At 24.8% G+C, this 7,102-nt stretch carries 6 protein-coding genes; 4 read left to right on the top strand and 2 right to left on the bottom strand.

The annotated features are described in order from the left end of the window. Positions 1 to 279 (top strand): hypothetical protein (locus BU00_RS05450; RefSeq protein WP_036458709.1); only part of this gene is annotated, 279 nt, incomplete at its 5' end. Between the two features lie 22 nt (positions 280 to 301). Here the strand turns inward: BU00_RS05450 and BU00_RS04895 are convergent. Continuing rightward, positions 302 to 976: a type II toxin-antitoxin system death-on-curing family toxin gene (locus tag BU00_RS04895; protein WP_027121280.1), complete on the bottom strand. Its 675-nt coding sequence runs from the start codon at positions 974 to 976 to the stop codon at positions 302 to 304. Between the two features lie 119 nt (positions 977 to 1,095). On the opposite strand from BU00_RS04895, the gene BU00_RS0102010 reads away from it, so the two are divergent. The 3 genes from BU00_RS0102010 (at position 1,096) to BU00_RS05060 (ending at position 4,758) form a co-directional block, all read left to right on the top strand. Next, a complete protein-coding gene (locus tag BU00_RS0102010; RefSeq protein ID WP_027121279.1) occupies positions 1,096 to 3,660 on the top strand; it encodes a hypothetical protein in 2,565 nt (854 codons plus the stop codon). A 175-nt stretch (positions 3,661 to 3,835) separates the two neighbouring features. Then, on the top strand, positions 3,836 to 4,591 hold the full coding sequence (locus BU00_RS0102005) for a type II toxin-antitoxin system death-on-curing family toxin (RefSeq protein ID WP_027121278.1): 756 nt from the start codon (positions 3,836 to 3,838) through the stop codon (positions 4,589 to 4,591). A gap of 20 nt (positions 4,592 to 4,611) precedes the next feature. Then, positions 4,612 to 4,758 (top strand): hypothetical protein, encoded by a 147-nt coding sequence (locus BU00_RS05060; protein WP_156926420.1) that lies wholly within the window; start codon positions 4,612 to 4,614, stop codon positions 4,756 to 4,758. Between the two features lie 111 nt (positions 4,759 to 4,869). Here BU00_RS05060 and BU00_RS05215 read toward each other — a convergent pair. Further along, positions 4,870 to 7,102, bottom strand: a 2,233-nt coding sequence (locus tag BU00_RS05215; RefSeq protein WP_036458903.1) for a hypothetical protein, incomplete at its 5' end; no start/stop codon positions are given.

Raw genomic sequence — 7,102 nt, 5'->3', positions numbered from 1 at the left:
GATGGTGTTTTAGAAAGTAAAACCTTTATAACTTTCATTGCTTCCATAGTTAAAAGTTTTATTAAGTTTCATTGTTCTGATTTATTAAAAAATAAATCAAGTTTAACATTTAATTCAATAATAGATGAATTATCAAAAATTGAGGTTTCAAAATTTGATGAAAAATATATAAGAAAAAATTCTCTAACTGCAAAACAAAAAGAAATACTCAAAAATTTGAATATTTCTTCTGATGAATTATATAGTTTCATAATATCTATAAACGAAAAAATTTCTTAATTTTTTTTATTTAGTATAAAATTTACTGAAAGTTTAAATTATAACATCAATAATATTCTTGGTTTTTACTATTATTATCATTAAATTCTGCGTAAATAAGCATTTCTTTAAAATCATAATACGATCTATTTGATAATCTAGCGACAAAACAAAACATTTCATTTTTCTTAATTTTTTCATAATAATTTTTATTTTTCAAATCAAAATCTAATTTAAAGTAAAAACCAAAACTTTTTAATAAATTGATTAAGAATAAAAATGAAAATCTTTTATTTCCGTTTCTTAGTTTATGTGAAATTAACATTTGTATAAATATATTAGAAAATAAATCAAATATATCATGTATTTCGCTGTAACATAGGATATTTTGAATTATTTTGTCAAATGAATCATTATTATCTACATATCTAAAATCTTCCAAGTCTTCTTTTATAAAATAGTTTTTAACTAATTTAAAAGTTTCTTCTAAGGCTGATAAAACTATACTCATAATTTTCTTTATGTCTTGATCCATTGTAAAATCTAAAAGCAATGGATTAAAATTAATTTGTATCTTAGATTTATCGAAATCTGAGTTTAAAAAATATTTTTGATCAATTTTTTCTAAATCAGAACTTTTAAATTTCTCAATAAAAACATCAAAATTATCATATTCATGCTTTGTTATTAAAATTGTTTTGTTTAATATTTTTATCAATGTTCCTCCTAAAATAATATTATTTTCTATTTGTAATAGGACTAAAAAAGAACAAAAAAGAAAATATTTTTTTAAACATGTCAGTAATGTTTTTTACCACTTTTTTATAATGTATTAAAATGTTAAAATTGTTTTTTTGCTATAGATTAAACAATCTAGAGCAAAATAATCCACAAAAAGCAGGTTTTGAAAGCAATAATCCTACTAGAGTAGATGATGCTATTACTAGATATAATGATATTGATAAAGCAAACTTTAAAGAAGATGCACAAGATCAAATTAATTTATTACCATCTACTTTACCTCAAGGGGATACAGGACAAACTTTACAGCAAATCTTTAATGCAAGATTAACAACACAAGACACCAAAGAACACTTTGCAAGTGTACGTTCAGAAGTACTAACCCTTTTAGGTGAACATACCAAAGCAACATCTGCTATTAATGATTTACCTCATCAAGGTAATAGATCTGCTTTAGCAAATGAATTGCTAAAAGCAGATACAGTACAAAAAGTTACAGAAATTTTAGCCAAAGTTACTCCTTTAAGAGAAAAAATCCAACAAGCACAAGACAAACTTAGTGGAACAAGTGAAAATCCAGGTGTAAGTCAACAAAATGCTACTGGATTACGAGATGAATTAAATGCTGCTGATACACTTGAAAAAGCACAAGCAGTTCTTGAAAAAATTGAAGCAGCACTTGCTAAAGATGAACAAGATAGACAGTATGCTCAAAGTCAAACAAATGGTACAAATGCTCTTAATGAACTACCAGAAGGATCTCGTGCGTTGTTCCAAGAACAATTAAATAACGCTAGAACAAAAGAAGCAACAGAAGCAGTTATTGTCAAAATCAGAGAGTTCAAACAAGAACAAGATACTACAAGACAAAATATTGTAAGCAATATTACATCAGAAAACAATAGAGCAAAATTACTTGAAGATTTAAATAATGTGCAATCAATAGATGGTTTTGAGGCTATTAAACAAAGAGAAAGAGATTTAACTGCAAAAATTGCTGAGGTTAAAGAACAAATAGAACTTATACTCGTATCAGATAGAAATGATTATTGAAATGTTAAATTACAAGAACATTTTAATGAAAATGTTTCAACAATTAAAAATAATTTAACTAATGTATTAAATGAAGCAAGAGAACTTGATGGTAACGATGATACAACTCGTTTATCACAATTTGAAAATACAAAACAACTTGCCATAGAAAAAGCAAATGTTGCAAAAGAAATTTTAACTACTATGAATGATAATACTGGAGCACTTTTACTAAGTGAATTAAATAATGCTTCTGACTCAACTCAAATTCAAACAGTTAAAAGTAAAATAGCACCATTAAAACAAGCGATTTTTGATTTCTGACGTCCATACAAAGACTCATTTTCAATTATTATTGATGCTTCAAGAAATAAAAATGAACCATCAATTTTTGTAGATGGTCAAAAATACAAAAACATTAATGATGCAATTGTTGATATGTTATATTCAACAACAGATGCAACACAATTTAGAAATAGCAGTTTTGCTTTAAGAAATATGTATGTTCAAAACCATAAATATTGACAAGAAGCAAAAACTATTACAAGCACAACAGCTAAAAACACATTTAATCAAAGAATGGTTGCTTTAACAAAAGTAAATCAATTTGCACCTTTAATTCAAGAAGTTCAACAATACAAAACAAAAGAAACTGAACTTACAACTAAAATTAATCAATTTACTTCTGAATCTAAAAAAGCACACTTTAATAGTTTATTAAATAATGCAACAAATAAAGCAAGAGTTGAAGAGATTATTGCTTTAATTGATACTATTGAAACTAAGAAAACTGAAACTACACAAGCAAATAATACTCTTGAAGATCAAGATTTAAAAGCACAATTTAGTACAAGAATTAATGATGCTACATCAGTTGAGCAACTTCAACAAATTGCTAATGAAATTGAAACAGCAAAACAAAATTATCAAACTAAAAGACAAGAAACCACAAATCTTAAGGATTCTCTAACTAATGTAAATCAAAAAAATCACTATAACACAAGAATAACAAGTGCGAGATCAACAACTGAACTAAATCAAATTATTACTGAAATTAATCAACTTAAAAATAAAAATACAGATAATCAAAGATTAGTTGATGAATTTAATAAATATTTTGTTCATTTAACTGAGAAAAAACAACAAATTCAAAATAAATTAAATGAAGTTTCTAATTTAGAACAAGCAAATGCGTTTGAGAATGCTTATAATGATATAAGATATGATAAAAACAACTCAATAACAAAATGAGCAGCAACTGTTGGTAGAAGAATCTCTGATTATAATCATCCAGATGCTTTTGTTTATATTATTGGTTTCCAACATAATAGAGGAGTGCAGAATAAAAATATTTACTTTGTTCTAGAAGATACACAAAATAGAAATAATATAATTACAATATCTGATCCTAAAACAGAATTTGTTCCACATTCTCAAATTGAAATTAATGATATATTCACAAATAACAGTCATACAACAACTTCTAATGCTCAAACACAAAATTCAAACATCGCTAATTCAAAACTAGAATACAACAAAATTTATGAGCTTAAATTAATATATTCTCCTGATGGACAATATAGAACAACAACCCCATCTTTTAATTCAATAATAAATACTTCTAAATAATATTTTAAAAATATTTCTATTTTATAAGTAAATATGGAAAATAATATTTAAAAATTATCAGCAAAATACGTTTAGACTATAAAATATCTAAACGTATTTTTAAATAAAAGTAAAAACTCCAGAAAATGTTATAATCTTGTAGTAAAAAGAGGTATAAATAATATTTATTTAAATTATGAGAAATATAAAAATTGTTATAACAGAATTTGATGATATTGATTCATTTATTGATAAATATAAATCTAATTTATTGATAAAAGATAAACAACATTTTGTTTTTAAATCAAAATCAAATAATTTTAAAGAAAAAATTCAATTTGATTTTAGAATTATAGATTGAAATAGTGAACAACACTTAACTTTCTTATATCATTTACTTTGTTCAACATTAGTGGATACTTTTTCTTTTTTATTTGAAAATAAAATAGAAAAAGATGATTATGTATATGTGGACAAAAATGATACTTTTGATATAAAGTTTCAAAATATCATAAATTGAAATAATTGAGATAATACAGATATATTTGATTTCTTTACAGAAATATTTGTTACTTTATTACAATCACATAAACTCAAAAATGGAAACAAAAGATTTTCATATATATTTTTAAGTATTCTTTTAAATAAATGTGGTTATTTTCTAAATCCAAAGAATTTAGAAAATAACAATTCCGATTCTAACCAAAACAACAAAAGTTGTGAATCTGATTTGTATTGTTTTGTTTTAAAACTTCAAAACATAGATTTTAAAGATATTAAAGATAATTTTAAATTCATTAACAAATCTGAATCAGAGATATTTACAATGTATCAAAATTGTTTAGATTATATTGAAAATAATTACCAAGATATGTCTTACAATGAAAGACATATCTTGGTTAAAAAAGAAATTAAAAAATGAATTCAAAAAAATACTGTTATTAGTTGTTAAATAAAATATAAGGGGAAAATATGCATAAAGGTTGAAAAAGAGATAAATTAAATAAGCAAGATATGGTTGAATTTATTAATAAAAAAGTAGATTTATTAGATTTAGAAAAAAAGATGGATTGTCAGGGACAAACCAAAAAGATTTTAGATTTTCTTGCTAAAATTTAGTTATTTCATTTTAAAAAAACACACTCTCAATTTGGAGAGTGTGTTTTTCATTGAATAGACTTAAAATAGACATTATGTTTTGTAATTATCTAATTCAGTGTTGAAATTACATTAAGCATTAAACACTTTATCTAAACCAGATTTTATTTCAAATTCACCATCACTATTGTATATACTTTTTATTTTGTAAGTTTTTCCTTTTATAAAACCACCACTTTGATATATTGCATTAAATGCATAGTATCCACTATTGTCATAGAATGTTGTATGGAAATTCAAAGGTATTAAACGATTAGTATCATTTTCTTCAAAAACAAAATAAATTCTTTTACTTGTATCTTTTGGACTTTTTTTCTCGAAATCAAAATCAATTATAAGATTAACATTTGGATTTTGTGGAAATCCATTTATACTCTTAACACTTGTTTTGTCAGTATATCTAACTTTTTTATATTCGGTTTCAAAATTATTAATTTTTTCTAGTGTGTCTGCATTATCTAATAATGTTTTTACTTGATTGTGTTTATCAGTTAATGATGAACGAACTCTTTTATATTCATTATATAAGCTTAAATTATATTGATTCTTTGTTTTAATTTGTTCAATTTCAGTAATAATAGCATTTAATCTTGAAGTGCTTGTAGCACTTGTGATTTGTTGTTCATAATGTTGTTTTTGATTTTCTTGTGTTAATGTATCTTTTGCAGCAGTTGCTTCTTGTTTTTTAGTAGTTCAATTTTGTTTTGCTGTTTGAATTTCACTAACTATTTGTTCAAGTTGTTCAACTGATGTAGCATCATTAATTCTTGTACTAAATTGTGCTTTTAATTCTTGATCTTCAAGAATATCATTTGACTGATTAGTTTCATTAACTTTTGTATTAATTTCTTCTATTGCTCTAATAATCTCTTCAACTCTTGCTTTATTTGTTGCATTATTTAATAAATCATTAAAGTGTGCTTTTTTAGAATCAGAATTAAATGCATTAATTTTAGATGTAAGTTCAGTTTCTTTTGTTTTGTATTGGATAACTTCAGTTTTTAAATTTAAAATATCTTGTTTTGTAGTTAAAGCAACCATTCTTTGATTAAATGTATTTTTAGCAGTTGTACTTACAATGTTTTTTGCTTCTTGTCAATATTCGGTATTTCCACGATATTGTGGAACAATTATATCAACAACGTTATTTATATCATTTGGTTCTATTGATGAATATAATTGCCTTAAAAGGAAATTATAATCTCCATATTTTATATTATCTACATATAAGTTAACATTATTTTGATTTGAATATCTATCTCTATATTCTCTAAGATCTGTTGATTGTCAAAATCTTGATAACGCTTGTTTTGCAGCAGGAATTTTTGCTTTAATAGCTTCAATTTCATCATTAGTTTTTGCTTCAACAATTTTATTGATAAATGTAGAAGCCATACCAATATCACCTCTAAAATATTCATTACTATTAACAACTGATAAATTAACAAAGTCTATTTTCTTTTGTGTTAATGTTATAAGTTCTTCAAATTCTGAAAGATTATTATTTTCTAATTCTCTTGCATTATCTAAATATTCTCTTAATTTAGTTTTTACAGAGGCAACACTTGTATTAAAATCTCTCCTAAATAATCTATCTCAATTAGTTCCTTCGGTAACCCCTGGAACAGCTTCAATCTTAGCTTTTACTTCTTCTATTTTAGATACCAATGTTTGCTGTCTTTGCTTAATAGCTTCAAAATCTTCAATTCTTTGCACATTATTTAAATCTTCAATTAATTTTGCTCTATTGTTTATAGAAGTAATATTAGTTTCAATTGTTTGTCTTGTAGTATCTTGTTCTTGTTTAAATGCTTGAATTTTGACAATAACTGCTTCAGTTTCTTTTTTTGTTCTAGCATTATTTAATTGTTCTTGGAACAACGCACGAGATCCCTCTGGTAGTTCATTAAGAGCATTTGTACCATTAGTTTGACTTTGAGCATACTGTCTATCTTGTTCATCTTTAGCAAGAGCTGCTTCAATTTTTTCAAGAACTTCGTTTGCTTTTTCAAGTGTATCAGCAGCATTTAATTCATCTTGTAATCCAGTAGCATTTTGTTGACTCACACCTGGATTTTCACTTGTTCCACTAAGTTTGTCTTGTGCTTGTTGGATTTTTTCTCTTAAAGGAGTAACTTTGGCTAAAATTTCTGTAACTTTTTGTACTGTATCTGCTTTTAGCAATTCATTTGCTAAAGCAGATCTATTACCTTGATGAGGTAAATCATTAATAGCAGATGTTGCTTTGGTATGTTCACCTAAAAGGGTTAGTACTTCTGAACGTACACTTGCAAAGTGTTCTTTG

The sequence above is a fragment of the Mycoplasma leonicaptivi ATCC 49890 genome (assembly GCF_000622205.1).
GTDB classification, from domain to species: Bacteria; Bacillota_I; Bacilli_A; order Mycoplasmatales; family Metamycoplasmataceae; genus Mycoplasmopsis; species Mycoplasmopsis leonicaptivi.
The sequence above is the reverse complement of the archived record's forward strand: the minus strand, read 5'-3'. Positions and strand labels throughout refer to the sequence as shown.